Origin of the sequence: Klebsiella pasteurii (assembly GCF_018139045.1) — a bacterium.
Lineage (GTDB): Bacteria > Pseudomonadota > Gammaproteobacteria > Enterobacterales > Enterobacteriaceae > Klebsiella > Klebsiella grimontii.
Genome location: NZ_CP073236.1, coordinates 1,588,525 through 1,610,071 on the forward strand (window position 1 = coordinate 1,588,525; position 21,547 = coordinate 1,610,071).

Sequence of the window (21,547 nt, forward strand, 5' to 3'; positions counted from 1 at the left end):
AACACCGAGGGTTAGTTTACACATCATTAGTGCGTGATAAAAGTCACATAAGACTAAATGGTTATTGTTGATGGGAAAAAAAGGGGAGGTGTAACAAACGTTGCATAATTGCTTCAGCGATAGATCGGAAGAAACGGCGACAGCGCGATATGACGCATAAAGAATATTTATGATTTCACATAAATTATGAAGATTTTACACCAAACGCGTAAAGCGAAACCGGTACAACATTACCCGGTTTACTGCTTGACGAAATAATAAAAGAGAAATTATGAATGGCGTTTAAATATCAGGACCATTCGCCGGCGACAAGTTTATGAACATCAAACGCGTCGTTCATTGACTGTCCGGTTGATTGGGAGCCCGGTGCAATATTAGAGCCCGCTTCGACATCGGTCGCTTTGGCTATGCCCACTTGCGTACGATCGTGATTACCCGGCTGCGGTGCGGGAGCGGCGGCAAATGCGCCAAAAGACAGCGTGCACAGCATCGCGGCCGCGAGTGCGATTTTACTATTTTTCATGATAGTCATTCTCTTATTTGTTTCAGATAATAGAACGGATTCGTTATCTCCGCCTGTGGTGAACAGTATAGATCCAGATCACATTTTTGTCCGACCCAATATTTATCTTTTCGTGTCAAATTAACTACATATTTGTCAGCAAAATAGCGATCATGAAGAAATTATGGAGACCATTTCTTTTTATAAAAAACAAAACAAGAGACCAAAAATAATAATGCCACTTATTGCTAAATTTAAAACAATCAGGCCGGAATATCCGGCCTGAAAAGATTACATTTTATAACCGAGCGATAGCGTGGTGCGGCGATCGGTATGCTCCGGCGCCGATGACGGCGGTTCAGAGTTCCACGTCAGGTTATAGGCTACTTTGAGGGCAAAGTGCGCGTTAATCGCAACGTTTAACGCACTTTCAGAGTTCAGCGTCGTATCTTCGGCGCCGAATACCGAGACGCCTTGGGTAAATTTGGCGTTATCGGTCATCTGCCAGGCGTAGGTGCCGGAAGCGTAGCCCAGTGGCTGAGTATCATTATCACCATCGGTATACTCGTCATAGCGTACACCAGGACCAAATTCAAAACGCAGGCTGTGTACCGGGCCGTTCATGATCTGACGACCATAACCCGCGGTGAACACATCACGCTGCTGATAACCATTGTAACGATCCGTCAGCCAGCTCGCCTGACCAAAAAGATAATTCTGGTCGGTCAGGTTATAACGGCTACGTCCGCCCACCGCGTACTTTTCCGAAGAGCGCTGATCGTTCGACGACGTATTGCTGGCATTCCCCCACAGCGACCATGCGGTGGTATCGCCATACCAGGTCAACGTTGAGTCGGCGGTCATTGAGGAACTTTTCGTATTGCCGGACTGCGCCAGATAACCGGCGTTAACAGTACCTTCGAAAGGTTTTTTTGCAGAAGAAGGGTCATCCATGACAGTAAAAACGGAATCATCGGCCATTGCGCACGCAGACGCAAAGAGCCCTCCCGCCAGCATCACCGCTGCGGGTACTGTCTTCAAAAGCTTCATTTAATTTTAAGTCCGTACAACCTATAAGGAGACCAGGAGGGTCCCGGGAGCTTTCGCGAGGATCGCTAATAGCCGGTCCTAAGAAAGGGAGTAAATTATAAAAAAGCACGATTAACTTAGCAATCAATTACTCTTTCGTTTTTTGTATAAGACGCTTCTCAAAACAATTTTTATTTCATAAAGATAAAAGGGGTACCGGTGCATAAGCTACGCGTCGCTTCCCCTTCCCTCCTTTAAGTGCCATGCTTAAAACCAGAGCCGCTAAACTCGTATTATGGAGGAAACTGGATGACCAAAATCTATACGCTCACGTTAGCCCCCTCGCTCGACAGCGCCACGCAGACCCCGCAAATTTACCCGGAAGGCAAGCTACGCTGTAGCGCTCCCGTGTTTGAACCCGGCGGGGGCGGAATTAACGTTGCGCGCGCCATCACTTTTCTTGGCGGCAGCGCCACGGCTATCTTTCCCGTCGGTGGGGCAACCGGCGAACACCTGACGGCGCTGCTGACGGATGAACACGTTCCCGTCGATACGGTAGAGACTCATGACTGGACGCGGCAGAATCTTCACGTTCATGTGAACGCCAGCGGCGAGCAATATCGTTTCGTGATGCCTGGCGCCGCATTAACTGCGGATGAGCTCCGGCTCATTGAGGAAAAAGTGCTCACTATCGCCCCCGGCTCGCTGCTGGTAATTAGCGGAAGTCTGCCGCCGGGCATCAGCGTCGAGAACCTGACGCAGCTGGTGAAAAACGCGCAGCGGCATGGATTGCGCTGTATTGTCGATAGTTCCGGTGATGCCCTCGCCGCCGCGCTTGATGTCGGCAATATTGAACTGGTTAAACCGAACCAGAAAGAGTTAAGTGCGCTGGTCCAGCGGGATCTGAGTCAGCCAGATGATGTGCGGCTCGCCGCGCAAGAGTTAATTCGTTCCGGTAAAGTCCAGCGCGTCGTCGTCTCCCTGGGAGCACAGGGAGCGCTTGGTGTTGATGCCGATGGTAGTGTTCAGGTCGTACCGCCGCCGATGAAAAGCCAGAGTACTGTCGGCGCCGGTGACAGCATGGTTGGTGCGATGACCTTAAGGCTGGCGGAAAATGCCTCGCTTGAAGATATGGTTCGCTTTGGCGTCGCTGCGGGCAGCGCGGCCACCATCAATCAGGGCACCCGCCTTTGCTCGCTGGAAAATACGCAAAAAATCTACGATTATCTGCGCGGTTTATAATCTCCTTCGCTCCCTCTGGCAAAACGGAGGGTGTCGCCAAATCAGCATGATGGTCTATGCTAAAAATGCCATGGATAACAATGGGGTGAAAAATGAGTAGCGAAATTAACGCCTGGGTCGTCACGGTTCGTTTTCACGAAGAGACGTTAACGGAAATTAACGAACTCAGTAATCATCTCACCCGCGCCGGATTTACCCTTGTCTTAAACGATGATGAAGGGAACGTCCACGAGCTCGGCACCAATACCTTCGGCCTGCTTTCCATACAGAATGCCGATGAAGTTAAAGCGTTAAGCGCGGGTTTAGCCGAAACCGCGCTGGGACGAGCCGTTGACGTCACCGTGTCAACATTCAGCGAGTGGATAGAAGCTCAATAAGTGCGATTGACGCAACGGAAAACGTTCAGTTGTGCGTCAGTTCGAATTTTACGCCGGGGTTATGCGCTAACCTTATGAAATGTTGGAAGACATGGGGAGAGACGGCATGTGGCAAGCTATCAGCAATTTGTTAAGCGATTTGCATACCGAAGCAGCTGAAATCGAACTGCGAAACGAGCTACCCGGTGGAGAGATCCACGCCGCCTGGCATTTACGCTTTGGCGGGCGAGATTACTTCGTAAAATGCGATGAACGTGAGCTTTTACCCATCTTCACGGCCGAGGCAGACCAGCTTGAGCTGCTGTCACGAAGTAAAACCGTGAATGTACCGCAGGTTTTTGCCGTAGGCAGCGACCGTGATTATAGTTTTCTGGTCATGGAATATCTCCCCCCTCGCCCGCTGGATGCGCACAACGCTTTCCTGTTAGGCCAGCAAATCGCCCATTTGCATCAATGGAGCGATCAGCCGCAGTTTGGTCTGGATTTTGACAATGACCTTTCCACCACTCCCCAGCCGAACGCCTGGCAGCGTCGATGGTCCACGTTCTTTGCCGAACAGCGCATCGGCTGGCAGCTCGAGCTCGCCGCCGAGAAAGGTCTGCATTTTGGCGATATCGATAGTCTTGTTGATATTATTCAGCAGCGATTGAGCAATCATCAGCCGCAGCCGTCGCTGCTCCACGGTGACTTATGGTCCGGTAACTGCGCGCTCGGTCCAAACGGGCCCTATATTTTCGACCCGGCCTGCTACTGGGGCGATCGCGAATGCGATCTGGCAATGCTCCCACTGCATCAGGAACAGCCGCCGCAAATCTATGATGGCTATCAGTCCGTTTCGCCGCTGCCGTCCGGCTTTCTCGAGCGGCAACCCATCTACCAGCTCTATACGCTGCTGAATCGCGCGATTCTGTTTGGCGGACAACATCTTGTGACGGCGCAGAAAGCGCTTGATGACGTGTTCATGGATAAGGCCCCGTAAGGGGCCTTGCTTACGCAGATTAGCTGATTTGTACGCCTTTCAGGCGGAACTGAATGGTCATGGTAATGCCGTTCCCCGGTTTACCCGGTTCATAACGCCATTTACGTAAAGCGTTTTTCACTTCACGCTCAAACATATTGGCTGGTTGGGCGGAGAGGATCTGCACGTTATCCACGCGCCCGTCCGCCGTGACGTCGAACTTAACCCGAACATTCCCTTCAATGCGCAGCGCCTGCGCACGAGCCGGATAGCTCGGCTCCCCACGGCTTAGCGCTCGCGGTCCGGTCGGCGCCGTGACGGTCGGTTTAGCGTTCGCGGTTGAGGTGCTCGGCGCGGTGCGCGCTGGCGCCGTATTCGTATTTTCAAACGGCGAAGCCGGGCGCGTTTCCGCCGGTTTCACATCACGCTTCGGTTGCTCAACCTTTTTTTCCGGCTTCGGTTTAGGCTTTGGCTTCGGTTTAGGTTTCGGTTTATGGATAACGACCGGCGCCTCTTTTGGCGGTTCAGGAATCACCTCCGGTTCCGGCTCAGGTTCCGGCTCAACAACGGGTTCAACGACCGGCTGAGCCGCCTGAGGCGGTTCCAGATCTTCCGGGGCCACCATAGTAATCTCAATGGGCTGTGAGGGTGACGGCCGTTCAATTACCTGATGTACCGAAGTATAGAGCAGCGCCGCGACAACACCGCCGTGGATGACCACAGACAGTAGCGTGGGCCACGGAAAGCGGCGAGGTAAATCAAAGGTCATTGCGCTCATAGTCGTTTCTGTTGAAAAATGATGCCCCGATTTTAAATGCAAATAGCAATCATATTCAACTAGGGTTGTTGGCTTGTATCAAAATTTGCCCTGATTTCTGACAAAAAGCCGACGGGACGTGGCATTCTGGGGATCGTGAGCATCTTTGCATTGCAGTCAACGACGGTTTCACTTAACGTGATTCGCCAATTTATTGATAAGGAGCCATGCCGTGCTTTACGTTATCTACGCTGAAGATATCGCCGACTCTCTGGAAAAACGGACGTCGGTACGTCCCGCCCACCTGGCGCGTTTGCAATTATTACATGATGAAGGTCGTTTACTGACCGCCGGCCCAATGCCTGCAGTCGACAGTAATGAACCCGGCGCGGCGGGCTTCACCGGCTCAACGGTCATTGCGGAATTTGAATCACTGGAAGCGGCACAATCATGGGCCAATGACGATCCGTATATTGCCGCAGGGGTTTATCAGAAAGTATCTGTAAAACCGTATAAAAAAGTATTCTAAAGCACCAAATGTTGGCAAAAAACAGAGGCACCGCGAGCGGTGCCTTTTGTTTTGACCCTCAAAACTCAGAGAAGGTGAACAGCAGAGAGTGTCGTTGCCGCTTAACCAGCTCTTTTCTGATGGCGAGGATGCGCATATTACGACGCGACTGTCCTTCCAGCCAGCGTGCTTTACGGCGGCTCACCTGCCGAAGCATGCGCCAGCGCCCTACTTCCGTTCTACTACGCTTCATTACAACTACTCTACGAGTGAAAACAGCCTGCATTATAGACCGATGAATCTGGCTAACCAACGCTTTCGCTGCGTTTTTATTTGCCAGATGGATGTTGATGCGTAAACTCATGTCATCAAGTCATTCAAAAGGATTTTTCATCTATGACAACCTTTTACACGGTGGTGAACTGGCTGGTTATACTCGGTTACTGGCTACTTATCGCCGGTGTAACATTACGGATATTAATGAAAAGACGCGCGGTACCGTCAGCGATGGCCTGGCTGCTTGTCATTTATATTCTTCCGCTGGTAGGAATTATCGCCTATCTTTCGTTTGGCGAACTGCATCTGGGTAAACGCCGCGCCGAGCGTGCGCGGGCCATGTGGCCCTCAACGGCCAAGTGGTTAAAAGACCTCAAAGCCTGCAAGCATATCTTTGCCGAGGAGAATAGTCCGGTCGCGGAATCCTTGTTCAAGCTCTGCGAACGTCGGCAGGGCATTGGCGGCGTCAAAGGCAATCAGCTCCAGCTGCTCACTGAATCCGATGACGTCATGCAGGCGCTCATCCGCGATATCCAGCTCGCTCGTCACAATATTGAGATGGTGTTCTATATCTGGCAGCCCGGCGGCATGGCCGACCAGGTCGCAGAATCATTAATGGCGGCGGCCAGACGCGGCGTACATTGTCGGCTGATGCTCGACTCCGCCGGGAGCGTGGCCTTTTTCCGTAGCCCTTGGGCCGCCATGATGCGTAATGCTGGCATTGATGTCGTCGAAGCCCTGAAGGTCAACCTGATGCGCGTCTTCCTGCGCCGTATGGATCTGCGTCAGCATCGTAAAATGGTCATGATCGATAACTATATTGCCTATACCGGCAGTATGAATCTGGTCGACCCGCGTTTCTTTAAGCAGGACTCCGGCGTTGGCCAGTGGATCGATCTGATGGCGCGAATGGAAGGTCCGGTAGCGACAGCGATGGGCATTGTCTACTCCTGCGACTGGGAGATTGAAACCGGCAAACGTATTTTGCCTCCGCCGCCGGACGCGAACATTATGCCGTTCGAAGAGGCCAGCGGGCACACGATTCACACTATCGCCTCGGGCCCGGGCTTTCCGGAAGATTTGATCCATCAGGCTCTGCTCACTGCCGCCTACGCGGCCAAAGAGCATTTGATCATGACGACCCCCTACTTTGTGCCCAGCGACGATCTTCTACATGCCATCTGCACCGCCGCCCAGCGCGGCGTCGATGTCAGCATCATCCTGCCGCGCAAGAACGACTCTCTGCTGGTGGGCTGGGCCAGCCGCGCCTTCTTTACCGAGCTGCTGGCTGCCGGAGTGAAGATCTACCAGTTTGAAGGCGGCCTGCTGCATACCAAGAGCGTGCTGGTTGACGGCGAGCTCAGCCTGGTGGGCACCGTTAACCTCGACATGCGCAGCCTGTGGCTGAACTTCGAGATTACGCTGGTAATTGACGATGCCGGATTTGGCAGCGATCTGGCCGCGGTGCAGGATGATTATATCTCCCGCTCGCGTCTGCTGGACGCCAGGCTATGGCTAAAACGTCCGCTGTGGCAGCGAATCGCCGAGCGACTGTTTTACTTCTTCAGTCCGTTGCTGTAAAACGTGCCAATCAGATGTTTAATGGGTAGCAATCATGGATATGGATTTAAATAATCGCCTGACCGAAGACGAAACGCTTGAACAGGCTTACGACATTTTCCTCGAGCTGGCCGTGGACAACCTCGACCCGGCAGATGTCATTCTGTTCAATCTGCAGTTTGAAGAACGCGGCGGCGCCGAGCTCTTTGACCCGGCGCCTGACTGGGAAGAGCACGTCGATTTTGACCTCAACCCTGACTTCTTCGCGGAAGTGGTCATTGGCCTGGCCGATGAAGATGGCGGCGAGATTAACGATATTTTTGCGCGCGTGCTGCTGTGCCGTGAAAAAGACCATAAGCTCTGCCATATTCTGTGGCGTGAATAAGTTCTTTCTCAAGTAAATAACGATACAGAAGAAGCCTGCCTGGTTTAACCAGGGCAGGCTTTTTTATTCATTCGGGCAGTTCGCTGCCGCAGGCATTGCAGTAGCGGGCGCCTTTTTCATGATTTGTATGCTGACAATTCGAACATATGCGCTGAGTACGGCGATTCTGAAAGGCCGTGGTCATGTGGGTGGTAATTAAGCCGGTGGGAATCGCAATAATTGAGTAGCCGATTAAGATAAGGATGGACGCCAGAATTCGCCCGAGCGGCGTATGCGGCGTGATGTCGCCATATCCCACCGTCGTTATCGTCACAATCGCCCAATAAACTGACGCGTTCAGCGTAGTAAACCCATATCGCGGCCCCTCAACCAGATACATCAAGGCGCCAAAAATCACCATCACGATGGCAATAAAAGAGTAGAACAGGATCAGCTGGTGGCGAGCGCTGACGATGGCGGTCCAAAAAATATTCAGCGACGGCATAAAGCGCAGCAGTTTAAGAATACGCAGCGCGCGTATCGCGCGCATGGCCCGCCAGGCGAACACGTACTCAATACTGATCTCTGGCCATAGCCACATTACGTAGAGCGGTAATATAGTGGCAAGGTCAATAATTCCCCAAAAGCTAAAAATATACTTTAGCGGATTCGGCCAGCTGATAATGCGCAGAATATACTCACAGGTAAAAACCACAGTAACAATAAGCTCAAGCCAGACAAAAACATGCCATTCGTCCACCGTCAGATGATATTGCGTTCCCAATCCGGACTCGATAAATATCACCAGAACGCTAAGCAGCGCGAAGAGACCGCAAAATCCCTCAAAATGCCGGCCGGAGCGTCGGTTTTGATCAAAGAATAAATGATACAGCCGCAGACGAGCGGCATGAATATGAAAAGCCACGTTAACCTCACTAAAAAAGGGCTGACTTACGTCAGCCCCAGAGATTATAACGGGTCTACCTTCAGGCAGGAAACCGCGTGTCGGAAACTGCCCTCCAGCACCGGTCGCGTCTTAGCGCACTCCGGCCCGGCAATCGGGCACCGCGTGCGAAATACGCATCCAGACGGCGGGTTAATCGGCGATGGTAATTCCCCCTCCAGCAGCTGGATAGTTTTATTCTTTTCTTTATCGGGGTCCGGCACCGGCACCGCCGACATCAGCGCTTTGGTATAGGGATGCAGCGGATTATGGTATACCTCATCGTAGGTGCCCAGTTCCACGGCATGCCCGAGATACATCACCAGTACGCGATCAGAAATGTGCTTCACCACCGCCAGATCGTGGGCGATAAAAATCAGCGATAGTCCCATTTCACGCTGCAGCTGCTGCAGCAGATTCACTACCTGAGCCTGAATCGACACGTCCAGCGCCGAAACCGGTTCATCGCAAATAATGAGCTTCGGCTCAAGAATTAGCGCGCGGGCAATACCAATACGCTGACACTGGCCGCCGGAAAATTCATGCGGGTAGCGGTTAATCAAGTTCGGCAGCAGCCCCACTTTCATCATCATCGCCTTAACGCGATCGCGAACTTCCTGACGCGGCATTTTAGGATGATAGGTACGCAGCGGCTCGGCGATAATTTCCCCGATAGTCATGCGCGGGTTTAGCGACGCCAGCGGATCCTGAAAGATCATCTGAATATCGCTGCGCACGTCACGCCATTCGTCGGCCTTCATTCCCAGCAAATCTTTACCTAACCAGGCGACTTTACCGTCGGTGGCTTTGACCAGACCAATGATCGCGCGCGCGAAGGTCGATTTTCCGCATCCGGACTCGCCGACCACGCCCAGAGTTTCACCTTCATACAGACGCAGCGTTACGCCATCCACCGCTTTCAGCGTTTTCGAAGGCTGCCAGAACCACTGTTTACCGTCTTTAATATCAAAGTGCACTTTCAGATCGGCGATTTCGAGCAGGACTTTTCTTTGTTCCGTTACGGCGTTCATAGCAAATCCCCCACCGGTTGAAAGCAGGCGCGCAGGCGGCCCGGTGCAAACTCCTCCAGAGGAGGAGCGCTATTGCAAATTTCCATCGCATGCGGGCAGCGCGGCTGGAATGGACACCCCTTCGGCAAACGCAGCAGGTTTGGCGGATTGCCTGGAATCGTTAACAGGGCATCGCCTTCCGCATCCAGCCGCGGTACCGCGTTGAGCAGACCGATAGAATAAGGGTGCGATGGTTGATAAAAGACGTCGCGCGCCTGGCCATATTCCATCGTACGCCCGGCGTACATCACCAGCACCTTATCGCAGATCCCGGCGACGACGCCGAGATCGTGGGTAATCATAATGATCGCCGTATTGAACTCGCGCTTGAGCTCATTAAGCAGCGTCATGATTTGCGCCTGTACGGTCACGTCCAGCGCCGTTGTCGGCTCATCGGCAATCAGCAGCTTAGGCCGGCACAGCAGCGCCATCGCGATCATCACGCGCTGGCGCATCCCGCCGGAAAATTCGTGCGGATACATTTTCATCCGTTTGCGCGCTTCGGGCATTTTGACCGCGTCCAGCATTTTCACCGACTCTTCAAAGGCTTCGGCTTTGCCCAACGCTTTATGCAGCATCAGGACTTCCATAAGCTGCTCCCCTACCCGCATATACGGATTTAGCGAGGTCATCGGGTCCTGAAAAATCATTGAGATCTGCTCGGCGCGTAGCTTATTCAGTTCTCGCTCCGGAAGGTTGAGGATCTGCTTACCGTTAAAGGTCGCAGAACCGCCGATGCGGCCGTTCGCCGCCAGCAGGCCCATCAGCGCAAACGCGGTCTGCGACTTACCGGAACCGGACTCGCCCACGATGCCTAAGGTTTCCCCTGCCCGCAGATTAAAATTGAGATCGTTGACTGCAGTCACATCGCCATCGGGAGTACCAAAGGTGACGCGGAGATCTTTCACATCCAGAAGCAGTCCGGATTGTTGTGCTGCCTGCGGCGCTTTCGCCGTTTCCATCGTACTCATGTCGGCGCTCCTTAGCGGTCTTTCGGGTCGAGGGCATCACGCAGGCCATCGCCGATAAAGTTAAAACAAAACAGCGTTACCACCAGGAAACCGGCAGGAAACAGCAGTAGCCACGGCGAAACTTCCATAGAGTTGGCGCCATCGCTGAGCAGCGCGCCCCAGCTGCTTAACGGCTCCTGGGTACCCAAGCCGAGGAAGCTCAGGAAGGATTCGAACAGAATCATGCTCGGCACCAGCAGTGAGGCATACACCACAACCACGCCAAGCACGTTAGGCACGATATGGCGGATAACGATATTGCCCGTTGAAACACCGCCAACCTGCGCAGCTTCAATAAACTCTTTACGCTTCAGACTCAGGGTCTGGCCGCGAACGATACGCGCCATATCCAGCCAGGAGACCATCCCGATGGCAACGAAAATCAGCAGGATATTCTGACCAAAAAAGGTCACCAGCAGGATGACGAAGAACATAAACGGGAAGGAGTTGAGGATTTCCAGCAGACGCATCATTACCGAATCCACTTTGCCGCCCAGATAGCCGGAAAGTGACCCGTAAAGCGTCCCCAGAATCACCGCCACCAGCGCAGCAGCCACGCCGACCATTAATGAGATACGCCCGCCAATCGCCACCCGCACCAGCAGGTCGCGGCCGGAAGAGTCGGTACCAAAGTAGTGCCCGGACTCCATATCGGGCGCGCTGGACATCATGCCCCAGTCGGTATCGTAATAGGAAAACTGCGATACCATCGGCGCGATGGTGACAAACAGCGCAATAATCACCAGCACAATCAGGCTGGCGACGGCAGCGCGGTTATGCATAAAGCGGCGGCGGGCGTCCTGCCAGAGGCTGCGCCCCTCGACTTCCAGCTTTTCACTGAAGTTTTCCAGCGCCTCGTTGTTTTTCTTACTTAACATCATGGCGAACCCCAGCGTTAGTAACGGATCTTCGGATCGATAACGGCGTACAGCACGTCAACAATCGCGTTAAACAGAATGGTCAATGCGCCAACCAGAATGGTCAGACTAAGGACCAGCGAGTAGTCGCGGTTCAGCGCGCCGTTTACGAACAGTTGACCGATTCCCGGCAGGCCATAAATGGTTTCGATAACCATTGAGCCGGTAATAATGCCGACAAATGCGGGCCCCATATAGGAAAGCACCGGCAGCAGCGCGGGCTTTAATGCGTGGCGCAGAATAATGCGGCGCATCGGTAAGCCTTTTGCCCGGGCGGTACGAATGAAGTTAGAGTGGAGAACTTCGATCATAGAGCCACGGGTAATACGCGCGATACTGGCGATATAGGCCAACGACAGGGCGACCATCGGCAAAATCATATATTGCAGCGCCCCGCCGTTCCATCCGCCGCCCGGCAGCCAGTGCAGGGTGATAGCAAATATCATGACCAGTAACGGCGCGACCACGAAACTCGGTATCACGACCCCGGTCATTGCCACCCCCATCACGGCAAAATCCCATTTTGTATTTTGCTTCAAAGCCGCAATAACCCCGGCGCTCACGCCAAGCACAACCGCCAGAAAAAACGCGGCGAAGCCTAATTTGGCTGATACCGGAAAGCTGGAAGCGACCAGATCGTTAACCGAGTAATCTTTATATTTAAAGGAAGGACCGAAATCACCGTGCGCCAGTTGCTTCAGGTAATTGAAGTACTGAGTCATGATGGGGTCGTTTAAATGGTATTTTGCTTCAATATTCGCCATGACTTCCGGCGGCAGCGTACGTTCACCGGTAAAAGGGCTTCCCGGGGCAAGACGCATCATGAAGAAAGAGATAGTAATAAGAATAAATAGCGTCGGAATCGCTTCCAGACAGCGACGAAAGATGAATTTTAACATTGCCCGTACCTTCTGGCGTGTGCCTTTAATAGTGCGATGAAATAAGACACCGTGAGGCAAGCGTTAACGCCCGCCCCACGTATTGCCATTAGTGCTTCACAATGTACATATTTCTTGTATAGGTATTATCCAGCGGATCTTTGCCGGTATAGCCCCCTACCCACGGTTTAACCAAACGGGCGTTGACGTAATAGAAGACCGGTACGATGACGGAGTCTTTATCCAGCTGCTGCTCAGATTGTGCATAGAGGTCCGCGCGTTTCCCTTCGTCGCTGGTTTTCAGCGTTTCAGCGATAATCTTGTCGAAAGCCGGGCTCTTATAGTGTGATGTGTTGTTTGAGCTGTCGCTCAGCATCGTATTGAGGAAGGAGGTCGGTTCGTTATAGTCCGCACACCAGCCGGCGCGCGCAATATCAAAGGTGCCCTGATGGCGGTTATCGAGGAAGGTTTTCCATTCCTGGTTTTCCAGCTTCACGTTTACGCCGAGGTTTTTCTTCCAGATGGACGCCACTGCGATAGCCAGTTTTTTGTGTAAATCGGAAGTGTTATACAGCAGATTGAAGGTCAGCGGCTTATCAGCGCTATAGCCAGCTTCGGCCAGCAATTTTTTTGCTTCTTCATTGCGTTTTTCCTGCGACCATTTAAACCACTCAGGCTCAATGAGCTTCATGCCATCGGTATAAGGCGGCGTGTAGCTATAGGCTGGTAGGTCGCCCTGGTTTTTCACTTTATTAACAATAATGTCGCGATCCAGCGCCATCTTCAGGGCCGTACGCACGCGAACGTCGGTAAACGGGGCTTTCTGGTTATTGATTTCGTAATAATAAGTACACAGATACGGATCGACGTGAACTTCCTTCGGGATCTCTTTTTTCAGTTTCTGGAACAGCTCGATCGGCATGTTGTTATAGGTCATATCGATTTCACCGCTGCGGTAGCGGTTAACGTCGGTGACTTCTGAAGAAATCGGCAGGAAGGTGACCTGATTAATCACGGTTTTGGCGTTATCCCAGTAGTTGGTATTACGCTCCAGAACAATGCGTTCGTTAACAACCCAATCTTTTAATTTATACGCGCCATTGCTGACGATATTGGCCGGCTGGGTCCATTTGTCACCGAATTTCTCAATGGCGGATTTAGGTACCGGCGAAACAGATGGGTGAACGAGCAGTTTGTAGAAGTACGGCACCGGTTCGCTAAGGGTCACTTCAAAGGTATGATCGTCAAGCGCTTTTACGCCCAGATCGGTCGCCGGTTTTTTCCCGGCGATAATGTCGTCAATATTGGCTAAATGACCATACTGCAGATAGCTTGCATAAGGAGAAGCGGTTTTCGGATCCGCCAGGCGCTGCCAGCTATAAACGAAATCTTGTGCCGTAACCGGCGTGCCGTCGGACCACTTTGCATCTTTACGTAGATGGAAGGTCCAGACTTTAAAATCTTTGTTGTCCCATTTTTCCGCAACACCCGCGACCGGGTGGCCGTCGAGGTCGCTTACCAGCAGCCCTTCAAACAAATCGCGGTTAATATTGGACTCCGGCACGCCTTCAATTTTATGCGGATCGAGGGACTGAACTTCGGAGCCGTTGTTACGTACCAGCGTTTGTTTGTCCGCCAGCTGTACCCCTGCCGGTACATCTGCCGCAACGGCGGCGTTGATGGTCATTAACGCAGAGAGTACTCCTGCGGCTACCAGGCTTTTTTTAGTGATGATGGTCATGTGTTTGTTACTCCAATCATTATAATTACTGGTTATTTAACCAGCCTGTTTTCTCTTTTCTGGATTCTGAACAGTGCAGGAGTTTATGCTGCTGTCAGAGAGTACTGCTTGCTATCACCGACTTATTTATTACGACCGCTCAAACGGCAGCCTTGACGTCGATTCTTCCCCCCTGTCCGGAGGCAATTTTAGTCCCGAGGAGCTATATAATAAAAATTCTCATTTGCGTAAGTATTCCGCCAAAGATCACGCCGGAAAGTACCAAAACGCTTTATTGTCCGCCAATGCAATTTGCAAATATGTTACCGAATTCTCTTTTGTGGCCTGCTGGCGGCGGAGTTTTATTCCCCTCTTCCCACGGCGTAGTTCATTAATCCTATTACTATCAAAGAATTGTGATAAATATCTCACGCTATGCGTCATCCCGCGCCAAATAGCTTCTTTTTTGTACGAAAATTTAACAATTGCTTATTATTTAGCACATTCATCTGCTTCATCGGGAAAATTACTAATATCATTTCGATTATCAGACGGCAAGCACCAGAGAATGATGTGAGGAAAATAACAGTGATTAATGTAGGTAGAAAGCGGCGAGCGTGATGAAACGGATTAGTAACTAATTGATAAATAACGATAATACTAAAGGATTAGAAAAGCGTATTGCAGGCCGGCAAATCACTTTTTTTAATATGTTTTGCTAATAATGAGCAAACGCGGAACAGATTGTCCCGCGAGTCGGACGCAGGTTAATTCACGAGGCCAGGAAAGAGCGCCTTAATACCGGTAACGATGAACTCGATCCCCAGCGCCATCAGCAGCAGCCCCATGATACGGGTAATGACGTTAATGCCGGTTTGGCCAAGCAAGCGAACCAGCCAGGGAGCCATACGGAAAATCCCCCAGCAGCACAGCGCAAAAAGAGCAATCGCGACTGAAAATCCCACAAAATGAGCGATGCTATGGTAGCGGGTTCCCCAGACAATGGTTGAGCTGATGGCGCCGGGTCCCGCCATCAGAGGCAGCGCCAGCGGAACAACGCCAATACTTTCACGGATGGCCGTTTCTGATTTTTCTTGCTTGTTCTGTTTATCCTCCCCTAGCTTGCCGCTGATCATCGACATGGCAATGGTGACGACCAGGATTCCGCCAGCAATACGGAATGAATCGATGGAAATCCCGAAGACCTGGAGAATCGCGTCGCCTAAAAATAGCGACGTGAGTAGGATAATGGCCACCGACAGGTTGGCTGTCAGGTTGGTTTTGTTACGCACCGCCGCCGTCTGGTAGCTGGTCATACTAATAAAGACCGGGATGATGCCTACCGGGTTGACCAGCGCAAATAATCCAATAAAAAACTTAAAGTAAGCTGAAAAATCAAACATCGACTGAATCACAGGGTGCTCCGCAGCATCATTAAAAATGGCTGTTGATAGTTACCAGCATAAAATATTCGCGAGAAGATACGCTGTTTGATGGCATAATTCATCTCTACTGACGCATAAGCTCATAATTACGCTCGGATGTTACTTATTTGTTTCCGCAATGCTATTTAATCCTTTAATTAGCATACCTAATCATTACACTTGATCAAACAGGTCAAAAAACGACCTGCTGAAAGGTATCAGCTTGGCTGATTATTGATTTAGATCACATAAATTGTACCCAGAAGTGAGTAACCTTATTTACACCCAGCGAGGAGGCAAAACAGCGGTACCTGAACGAATAGAGCAAAGCTTTTTTAGTCAATCGGTGAAGTCAGAAGCACAAAATTCTTTACGTTAACATTTACATGCAAGCCGTTAACACAATGTCTATACTGTCGAATCGAGCTACTGATTGACTAAAAAAGTTTAACATTATCAGGAGAGCATTATGGCTGTTACTAATGTCGCTGAACTTAACGCACTCGTAGAGCGCGTAAAAAAAGCCCAGCGTGAATATGCCAGTTTCACTCAAGAACAAGTCGACAAAATCTTCCGCGCCGCCGCTCTGGCCGCTGCTGATGCTCGAATCCCTCTCGCTAAGATGGCCGTTGCCGAATCCGGCATGGGTATCGTCGAAGATAAAGTGATCAAAAACCACTTTGCTTCTGAATACATCTATAACGCCTATAAAGATGAAAAGACCTGCGGTGTCCTGTCTGAAGATGACACCTTCGGTACTATCACCATCGCTGAACCGATTGGTATTATCTGCGGCATCGTTCCAACCACTAACCCGACTTCAACCGCGATCTTTAAATCTCTGATCAGCCTGAAGACGCGTAACGCCATCATCTTCTCTCCGCATCCGCGTGCTAAAGATGCAACCAACAAAGCAGCTGACATCGTCCTGCAGGCTGCGATCGCTGCCGGCGCGCCGAAAGATCTGATTGGTTGGATTGATCAGCCTTCCGTTGAACTGTCGAACGCGCTGATGCACCACCCGGATATCAACCTGATCCTCGCGACCGGCGGTCCAGGCATGGTTAAAGCGGCGTACAGCTCCGGTAAACCTGCCATCGGCGTTGGCGCGGGTAACACCCCGGTTGTCATCGACGAAACGGCTGATATCAAGCGTGCTGTCGCTTCCGTACTGATGTCAAAAACCTTCGATAACGGCGTGATTTGTGCTTCTGAGCAGTCTGTTGTGGTTGTTGATTCCGTATACGATGCCGTTCGCGAACGTTTCTCCAGCCACGGCGGCTACCTGCTGCAGGGCCAGGAACTGAAGGCTGTGCAGAACATCATCCTGAAAAACGGCGCGCTGAACGCCGCGATCGTTGGTCAACCAGCCTATAAAATCGCTGAGCTGGCTGGCTTCACCGTCCCTGTTTCCACCAAAATTCTGATTGGTGAAGTCACCGACGTTGATGAAAGCGAACCGTTTGCCCACGAAAAACTGTCTCCGACACTGGCGATGTATCGTGCGAAGAATTTCGAAGACGCAGTTGATAAAGCTGAAAAACTGGTGGCAATGGGCGGCATCGGCCACACCTCCTGCCTGTATACCGACCAGGACAACCAGCCAGAACGCGTTGCTTACTTCGGCCAGTTGATGAAAACCGCGCGTATTCTGATCAACACCCCGGCTTCTCAGGGTGGTATCGGTGACCTGTATAACTTCAAACTCGCACCTTCCCTGACTCTGGGTTGTGGTTCATGGGGTGGTAACTCCATCTCGGAAAACGTTGGTCCTAAGCACCTGATCAACAAGAAAACCGTTGCTAAGCGAGCTGAAAACATGTTGTGGCACAAACTTCCGAAATCTATCTACTTCCGTCGTGGCTCACTGCCAATCGCGCTGGATGAAGTGATTACTGATGGTCACAAACGCGCGCTGATCGTGACCGACCGCTTCCTGTTCAACAACGGCTATGCGGACCAGATCACTTCTGTGCTGAAAGCCGCTGGCGTAGAAACTGAAGTTTTCTTTGAAGTTGAAGCTGACCCGACCCTGACCATCGTACGTAAAGGCGCTGAGCTGGCCAACTCCTTCAAACCAGACGTGATTATCGCGCTGGGCGGCGGCTCCCCGATGGATGCTGCGAAAATTATGTGGGTCATGTATGAACATCCGGAAACCCACTTCGAAGAACTGGCGCTGCGCTTTATGGATATCCGTAAACGTATCTACAAGTTCCCGAAAATGGGCGTCAAAGCGAAGATGGTAGCGATCACTACGACTTCCGGCACCGGTTCTGAAGTTACGCCGTTCGCCGTGGTTACCGATGACACAACCGGTCAGAAATACCCGCTGGCAGACTACGCGCTGACTCCGGACATGGCGATTGTTGACGCCAACCTGGTTATGGAAATGCCGAAGTCACTGTGTGCTTTCGGTGGTCTGGATGCGGTGACGCATGCCCTGGAAGCTTACGTTTCCGTACTGGCTTCCGAGTTCTCTGACGGCCAGGCTCTGCAGGCGCTTAAGCTGCTGAAAGAAAACCTGCCGGCATCCTACCATGAAGGGTCTAAAAACCCGGTAGCGCGTGAGCGTGTTCACAGTGCTGCGACCATCGCCGGTATTGCGTTTGCGAACGCCTTCCTGGGCGTATGTCACTCAATGGCGCACAAACTGGGCTCTCAGTTCCACATTCCTCACGGTCTGGCGAACGCCCTGTTGATCAGCAACGTAATTCGTTATAACGCTAACGACAACCCGACCAAACAGACGGCTTTCAGCCAGTACGACCGTCCGCAGGCTCGTCGTCGCTACGCTGAAATCGCTGACCATCTGGGTCTGACTGCTCCGGGCGACCGTACCGCAGCGAAAATCGAAAAACTGCTTGGTTGGTTGGACGAAATTAAAGCTGAACTGGGTATTCCTAAGTCTATCCGCGAAGCTGGCGTACAGGAAGCTGACTTCCTGGCCCACGTTGATAAGCTGTCTGAAGACGCTTTTGACGACCAGTGCACCGGCGCTAACCCGCGCTACCCGCTGATCGCCGAGCTGAAACAGATTCTGCTGGATACCTTCTACGGACGTAACTACGTAGAGGGCGGCGTGGAAGAGAAAAAAGAAGCCGCGCCGGCTAAAGCTGAGAAGAAAGCGAAAAAATCCGCTTAATCCAACAGCTGTAAAATCAGTGTCGCAAAGCCCCATCTTTTGATGGGGCTTTTTTTATCCGTCTTGCAGCAGCCGCCAAATCGCCTCAGACAACCGAAACGTATAATCCAGGCAGCTAAGCTTAGTGATGGAAAAAAGGCGCTGTAAAAGCGCCTGAGAGGGTCTAGCGGGGGAGAATTAGCAAATGTGCTGCTTGTTCTGTACAGCGGTCAGAGAACCTTCGCTTAGCGCCTCTTTATAATGCTTACGGCATACCGAGACATAACGTTCATTACCGCCAATCACGACCTGTTCCCCTTCATTGTACGGCCGCCCTTCCTGATCGAGGCGCAAAACCATACTCGCCTTACGGCCGCAGAAACAGATAGTTTTTAATTCAACCAGCTTATCGGACCACGCCAACAAATATTGGCTGCCCGTAAAAAGTTCGCCGCGAAAATCTGTTCGCAACCCATAACACAACACCGGAATATCGAGCTGGTCCACCACCTCAGACAGGTCACGTACCTGCTCACGGGTCAGGAACTGGCTCTCATCAACTAATACGCAGTGAATCGGCTGACGCTCATGTTCGGCCGCAATGTCTGCAAATAACGCCGTCTGGGTATTATACAACCGCGCTGGCGATGAGAGGCCAATCCTTGAACTCACTTTCCCCGACCCAAAGCGGTCATCAATCTCCGCGGTATAAACCAGCGTGCGCATCCCTCGCTCCTGGTAATTGTATGAAGACTGCAACAGAGCGGTAGACTTGCCTGCATTCATTGCTGAATAGTAGAAATAAAGTTGTGCCATCGGCCGCGTAACCCCAATCAATGTGTTTTTTCGCCGTAAAATTGTATCATATATTCACACACTATCAGCCCTCGCCGTGTGGGTATTGCCGGCCATGTTCAGTGTGTGGATACCCGAAAGATTAAGCCTTTTAATTGAATGGAAATGCCTGTTATTCGTACGACCCAAGCGGCCACGCTGACGTCACTATTGCCCTTTTGTGCTTATCGGGCATTTTCTGATAGCTATAACCGCTGTGGACAAGTGTTTTATATTAAACATCATCGCCGCTGCTGCGCTAATACCCACAAAGATATTTATCCACACACAGTATAATTTTTCCCACCGCGCATAGGAAAAATCATACTATCTCAGGGTTTTAGCTAATGCCTTCCGCCACCCTATAAGCAAAAAAGATGTGAACCCGCACATAAAATTTAAGTTAAATGAATTAATTCCCGAGACAAATAACAAGTTATTTTGACTTCCTTACATTCTCCCCTATTGCACATCTGAATTTATCGCTCTATTATTAGTCCAACAAACCACCCCACAATATAAGTTTGAGATTACTACAATGAGCGAAGCACTTAAAATTTTGAACAACATCCGTACTCTTCGTGCGCAGGCAAGAGAATGCACCCTTGAAACGCTCGAAGAAATGCTGGAAAAATTAGAAGTTGTCGTTAACGAACGTCGTGAAGAAGAAAGCGCTGCGGCTGCGGAAATTGAAGAACGCACTCGTAAACTGCAGCAATACCGTGAAATGCTGATTGCAGACGGTATTGATCCTAATGAACTGCTGAGCACCATGGCTGCAGTTAAAGCAGGAACGAAAACCAAGCGCGCTGCACGTCCGGCTAAATACAGCTACGTTGACGAGAATGGCGAAACTAAAACCTGGACTGGTCAGGGCCGTACTCCGGCAGTGATCAAGAAAGCGATGGACGAGCAAGGTAAATCTCTGGACGATTTCCTGCTGTAATAAGCTATCGTATCCGTTTAAAAATCCCGCTTCGGCGGGATTTTTTTTATCCGTTATTCGAGATCGGTCCCGGTCGGGCATAAAAAAACCGGGAAACGAATCTCGCTCCCGGTTTCGCATTCTGTCGCGAACGATTACTTCGCTACGGCTTTTTCCAGCCAGGCTTTAAATTCTTCGCCCAGCGACTTGTGGCGTACGCCATATTCAACAAAAGCCTGCATATAGCCAAGTTTATTACCGCAGTCGTGGCTCTTGCCTTTCATATGATAGGCTTCTACCGTTTCTTTTTCGATCAGCATATCGATGGCATCGGTCAGCTGAATCTCATCCCCGGCTCCCGGAGGCGTTTTTGCCAGAAGCGGCCAAATATCCGCGCTCAGCACGTAGCGACCGACAACCGCCAGATTAGATGGCGCCACGTCCGCTTTCGGTTTCTCAACGACACCAACCATCGGCACGCTCTCACCCGGCTGCAGAGCCAGGCCCTTGCAATCGACAACGCCGTACGCGGTAACGTCAGCAACCGGTTCAACCATGATCTGGCTTGCGCCGGTCTCATCAAAACGAGCCATCATTTCGGCCAGGTTGTCGCGAGACAGATCGGATTCATATTCATCAAGAATAACGTCCGGTAAAATAACCGCAACCGGCTCATCGCCCACAACCGGGTGCGCGCAAAGCACAGCGTGCCCCAAACCTTTAGCCAGCCCCTGACGGACCTGCATAATAGTCACGTGCGGCGGACAAATAGATTGTACTTCCTCCAGCAGCTGGCGTTTTACACGTTTTTCCAGCATCGCTTCCAGTTCAAAACTGGTATCGAAATGGTTTTCGATAGAGTTTTTCGAAGAGTGCGTAACCAGAACAATTTCAGTAATCCCGGCGGCAATACATTCGTTAACAACATATTGAATTAATGGCTTATCTACCAGCGGCAGCATTTCTTTCGGAATAGCCTTAGTAGCGGGCAACATCCTGGTGCCTAATCCCGCAACCGGGATGACAGCTTTTCTTACTTTTGAATTAAGCGCAGCCATTGAAATCTCCTGGACTGTTCGTTTTTTAAACTTCTCGTTAATAATATGGTATCGAGTATATCAGCCTGCTC

21 protein-coding genes are annotated in these 21,547 nt (G+C 51.3%); 8 read left to right on the plus strand and 13 right to left on the minus strand.

The genetic code is table 11. The annotated features are described in order from the left end of the window. Positions 1–289 precede the first annotated feature (289 nt). The gene (locus KCG39_RS07515; protein WP_004121671.1) at positions 290–523 is read right to left on the minus strand and encodes a hypothetical protein; all 234 of its coding nucleotides are present in this window, start codon (positions 521–523) and stop codon (positions 290–292) included. 270 nt (positions 524–793) lie between these two features. Then, positions 794–1,552: a DUF481 domain-containing protein gene (locus KCG39_RS07520; RefSeq protein WP_004121674.1), complete on the minus strand. Its 759-nt coding sequence runs from the start codon at positions 1,550–1,552 to the stop codon at positions 794–796. Positions 1,553–1,840: 288 nt separating this feature from the next. On the opposite strand from KCG39_RS07520, the gene pfkB reads away from it, so the two are divergent. The 3 genes from pfkB to KCG39_RS07535 all read left to right on the plus strand — a co-directional run bounded on the left by pfkB (position 1,841) and on the right by KCG39_RS07535 (position 4,129). Beyond that, positions 1,841–2,773, plus strand: a complete 933-nt coding sequence (gene pfkB / locus KCG39_RS07525; RefSeq protein ID WP_004121677.1) for a 6-phosphofructokinase II — start codon at positions 1,841–1,843, stop codon at positions 2,771–2,773. 92 nt (positions 2,774–2,865) lie between these two features. After that, positions 2,866–3,150, plus strand: a complete 285-nt coding sequence (ghoS, locus tag KCG39_RS07530; RefSeq protein WP_004121679.1) for a type V toxin-antitoxin system endoribonuclease antitoxin GhoS — start codon at positions 2,866–2,868, stop codon at positions 3,148–3,150. A gap of 106 nt (positions 3,151–3,256) precedes the next feature. Beyond that, a complete protein-coding gene (locus KCG39_RS07535) occupies positions 3,257–4,129 on the plus strand; it encodes a fructosamine kinase family protein (RefSeq protein ID WP_049114188.1) in 873 nt (290 codons plus the stop codon). 19 nt (positions 4,130–4,148) lie between these two features. On the opposite strand, the gene tonB is transcribed toward KCG39_RS07535, so the two are convergent. Then, positions 4,149–4,877, minus strand: coding sequence for a TonB system transport protein TonB (tonB, locus tag KCG39_RS07540; protein ID WP_004121685.1), 729 nt, complete (start codon positions 4,875–4,877; stop codon positions 4,149–4,151). A 220-nt stretch (positions 4,878–5,097) separates the two neighbouring features. Between tonB and KCG39_RS07545 the strand changes: the two genes are divergently transcribed. After that, positions 5,098–5,394, plus strand: coding sequence for a YciI family protein (locus tag KCG39_RS07545; protein WP_004103089.1), 297 nt, complete (start codon positions 5,098–5,100; stop codon positions 5,392–5,394). Between the two features lie 58 nt (positions 5,395–5,452). On the opposite strand, the gene KCG39_RS07550 is transcribed toward KCG39_RS07545, so the two are convergent. After that, positions 5,453–5,626 (minus strand): YciY family protein, encoded by a 174-nt coding sequence (locus KCG39_RS07550; protein WP_004121687.1) that lies wholly within the window; start codon positions 5,624–5,626, stop codon positions 5,453–5,455. A gap of 143 nt (positions 5,627–5,769) precedes the next feature. Here KCG39_RS07550 and cls point away from each other — a divergent pair, with 143 nt between their 5' ends. After that, the gene (gene cls / locus KCG39_RS07555; RefSeq protein WP_004121688.1) at positions 5,770–7,230 is read left to right on the plus strand and encodes a cardiolipin synthase; all 1,461 of its coding nucleotides are present in this window, start codon (positions 5,770–5,772) and stop codon (positions 7,228–7,230) included. 34 nt (positions 7,231–7,264) lie between these two features. Continuing rightward, entirely contained in the window at positions 7,265–7,594 is a 330-nt protein-coding gene (locus tag KCG39_RS07560) for an HI1450 family dsDNA-mimic protein (RefSeq protein ID WP_004103097.1), read from the plus strand. A gap of 67 nt (positions 7,595–7,661) precedes the next feature. Here KCG39_RS07560 and KCG39_RS07565 read toward each other — a convergent pair whose 3' ends face one another. From KCG39_RS07565 to KCG39_RS07595, 7 genes are all read right to left on the minus strand, one after another. Beyond that, positions 7,662–8,498, minus strand: a complete 837-nt coding sequence (locus tag KCG39_RS07565; protein ID WP_004121691.1) for an ion transporter — start codon at positions 8,496–8,498, stop codon at positions 7,662–7,664. A 44-nt stretch (positions 8,499–8,542) separates the two neighbouring features. Further along, on the minus strand, positions 8,543–9,547 hold the full coding sequence (gene oppF / locus KCG39_RS07570) for a murein tripeptide/oligopeptide ABC transporter ATP-binding protein OppF (protein ID WP_004121693.1): 1,005 nt from the start codon (positions 9,545–9,547) through the stop codon (positions 8,543–8,545). Further along, positions 9,544–10,557, minus strand: coding sequence for an ABC transporter ATP-binding protein (oppD, locus tag KCG39_RS07575; protein ID WP_004121695.1), 1,014 nt, complete (start codon positions 10,555–10,557; stop codon positions 9,544–9,546). The genes oppF and oppD overlap by 4 nt, the downstream gene beginning before the upstream one ends. Before the next feature lie 11 nt (positions 10,558–10,568). After that, positions 10,569–11,477, minus strand: coding sequence for an oligopeptide ABC transporter permease OppC (gene oppC / locus KCG39_RS07580; protein WP_004121697.1), 909 nt, complete (start codon positions 11,475–11,477; stop codon positions 10,569–10,571). A 14-nt stretch (positions 11,478–11,491) separates the two neighbouring features. Continuing rightward, complete coding sequence (gene oppB, locus KCG39_RS07585) at positions 11,492–12,412, minus strand: oligopeptide ABC transporter permease OppB (protein WP_004121700.1); 921 nt, start codon at positions 12,410–12,412, stop codon at positions 11,492–11,494. Between the two features lie 88 nt (positions 12,413–12,500). Continuing rightward, positions 12,501–14,132: an oligopeptide ABC transporter substrate-binding protein OppA gene (gene oppA, locus KCG39_RS07590; RefSeq protein ID WP_004134042.1), complete on the minus strand. Its 1,632-nt coding sequence runs from the start codon at positions 14,130–14,132 to the stop codon at positions 12,501–12,503. A gap of 746 nt (positions 14,133–14,878) precedes the next feature. Further along, the gene (locus KCG39_RS07595) at positions 14,879–15,526 is read right to left on the minus strand and encodes a YchE family NAAT transporter (protein WP_004121708.1); all 648 of its coding nucleotides are present in this window, start codon (positions 15,524–15,526) and stop codon (positions 14,879–14,881) included. Positions 15,527–16,004: 478 nt separating this feature from the next. Between KCG39_RS07595 and adhE the strand changes: the two genes are divergently transcribed. After that, on the plus strand, positions 16,005–18,680 hold the full coding sequence (gene adhE, locus KCG39_RS07600) for a bifunctional acetaldehyde-CoA/alcohol dehydrogenase (RefSeq protein ID WP_004121712.1): 2,676 nt from the start codon (positions 16,005–16,007) through the stop codon (positions 18,678–18,680). Between the two features lie 177 nt (positions 18,681–18,857). Here the strand turns inward: adhE and tdk are convergent, their stop codons facing one another. Further along, on the minus strand, positions 18,858–19,475 hold the full coding sequence (gene tdk, locus KCG39_RS07605) for a thymidine kinase (protein WP_049112157.1): 618 nt from the start codon (positions 19,473–19,475) through the stop codon (positions 18,858–18,860). Between the two features lie 556 nt (positions 19,476–20,031). Between tdk and hns the strand changes: the two genes are divergently transcribed. Beyond that, positions 20,032–20,439, plus strand: coding sequence for a histone-like nucleoid-structuring protein H-NS (hns, locus tag KCG39_RS07610; protein ID WP_004121719.1), 408 nt, complete (start codon positions 20,032–20,034; stop codon positions 20,437–20,439). Between the two features lie 134 nt (positions 20,440–20,573). Here hns and galU read toward each other — a convergent pair whose 3' ends face one another. Beyond that, positions 20,574–21,476: a UTP--glucose-1-phosphate uridylyltransferase GalU gene (galU, locus tag KCG39_RS07615; protein ID WP_004121722.1), complete on the minus strand. Its 903-nt coding sequence runs from the start codon at positions 21,474–21,476 to the stop codon at positions 20,574–20,576. Between the last annotated feature and the right edge of the window lie 71 nt (positions 21,477–21,547).

What these genes read in the sequence shown, in the direction of transcription:
- oppB (WP_004121700.1), bottom strand. Translation starts at nt 12,412, where the DNA reads ATGTTAAAATTCATCTTTCGTCGCTGTCTGGAAGCGATTCCGACGCTA.
- adhE (WP_004121712.1), top strand. Translation starts at nt 16,005, where the DNA reads ATGGCTGTTACTAATGTCGCTGAACTTAACGCACTCGTAGAGCGCGTA.
- galU (WP_004121722.1), bottom strand. Translation starts at nt 21,476, where the DNA reads ATGGCTGCGCTTAATTCAAAAGTAAGAAAAGCTGTCATCCCGGTTGCG.
- KCG39_RS07560 (WP_004103097.1), top strand. Translation starts at nt 7,265, where the DNA reads ATGGATATGGATTTAAATAATCGCCTGACCGAAGACGAAACGCTTGAA.
- pfkB (WP_004121677.1), top strand. Translation starts at nt 1,841, where the DNA reads ATGACCAAAATCTATACGCTCACGTTAGCCCCCTCGCTCGACAGCGCC.
- hns (WP_004121719.1), top strand. Translation starts at nt 20,032, where the DNA reads ATGAGCGAAGCACTTAAAATTTTGAACAACATCCGTACTCTTCGTGCG.
- oppA (WP_004134042.1), bottom strand. Translation starts at nt 14,132, where the DNA reads ATGACCATCATCACTAAAAAAAGCCTGGTAGCCGCAGGAGTACTCTCT.
- cls (WP_004121688.1), top strand. Translation starts at nt 5,770, where the DNA reads ATGACAACCTTTTACACGGTGGTGAACTGGCTGGTTATACTCGGTTAC.
- KCG39_RS07520 (WP_004121674.1), bottom strand. Translation starts at nt 1,552, where the DNA reads ATGAAGCTTTTGAAGACAGTACCCGCAGCGGTGATGCTGGCGGGAGGG.
- ghoS (WP_004121679.1), top strand. Translation starts at nt 2,866, where the DNA reads ATGAGTAGCGAAATTAACGCCTGGGTCGTCACGGTTCGTTTTCACGAA.
- KCG39_RS07515 (WP_004121671.1), bottom strand. Translation starts at nt 523, where the DNA reads ATGAAAAATAGTAAAATCGCACTCGCGGCCGCGATGCTGTGCACGCTG.
- KCG39_RS07535 (WP_049114188.1), top strand. Translation starts at nt 3,257, where the DNA reads ATGTGGCAAGCTATCAGCAATTTGTTAAGCGATTTGCATACCGAAGCA.
- KCG39_RS07550 (WP_004121687.1), bottom strand. Translation starts at nt 5,626, where the DNA reads ATGAAGCGTAGTAGAACGGAAGTAGGGCGCTGGCGCATGCTTCGGCAG.
- oppC (WP_004121697.1), bottom strand. Translation starts at nt 11,477, where the DNA reads ATGATGTTAAGTAAGAAAAACAACGAGGCGCTGGAAAACTTCAGTGAA.
- oppD (WP_004121695.1), bottom strand. Translation starts at nt 10,557, where the DNA reads ATGAGTACGATGGAAACGGCGAAAGCGCCGCAGGCAGCACAACAATCC.
- oppF (WP_004121693.1), bottom strand. Translation starts at nt 9,547, where the DNA reads ATGAACGCCGTAACGGAACAAAGAAAAGTCCTGCTCGAAATCGCCGAT.
- tonB (WP_004121685.1), bottom strand. Translation starts at nt 4,877, where the DNA reads ATGACCTTTGATTTACCTCGCCGCTTTCCGTGGCCCACGCTACTGTCT.
- tdk (WP_049112157.1), bottom strand. Translation starts at nt 19,475, where the DNA reads ATGGCACAACTTTATTTCTACTATTCAGCAATGAATGCAGGCAAGTCT.